This is a genomic window from Gluconobacter aidae, assembly GCF_009547075.1.
In the GTDB taxonomy this organism is placed as follows: Bacteria; Pseudomonadota; Alphaproteobacteria; order Acetobacterales; family Acetobacteraceae; genus Gluconobacter; species Gluconobacter aidae.
The window spans coordinates 1-438 of record NZ_WIPH01000114.1; the positions used below are offsets into that span (position 1 = coordinate 1).

At 52.5% G+C, this 438-nt stretch carries 1 pseudogene; it reads left to right on the forward strand.

What is annotated here, in order from left to right:
* Window positions 1-262: 262 nt before the first annotated feature.
* A pseudogene (locus tag GFJ39_RS14675) lies at window positions 263-438 on the forward strand (IS481 family transposase); the annotation flags it as partial.

A 438-nucleotide genomic window follows, 5' to 3' on the forward strand; every position in this document is an offset into this window, starting at 1 on the left:
CTCCGGCTTTCAGGAATTCCTGTCAGTTTATATGATTGGGCGGTTCCTGAATGGGCGGAGGATTTTCACCAGGCGGAGGATATGGGTTGGGCTTCGGCGGTTCGGGCGGCATTAGTGGAGGAGGATTGGGCAATTCACTCGCGCTTTGCGGATAGAGCATCATCATCTCCATGACAGTAGTGGCAATACTTCAAAGCAATTTCGAAACGGCGGTTCGGTCATAGCAAAAAAAATCGTTCAACGCCGCAACTCTGCAAGGCAGCTCTATTACGAAACGCATGACCAGTTGCGCCAACACCTCGCGGACTTCGTTGCCACCTGCAATCTCGTCCACAGGCTCAAGATACTGCTGGGCCTCCCCACACACGAATTCATTTGTCAGCAATGGCCGAAAGAGCCATCACGTTTCATCTCAGATGCGCATCATCAAACCCCGGG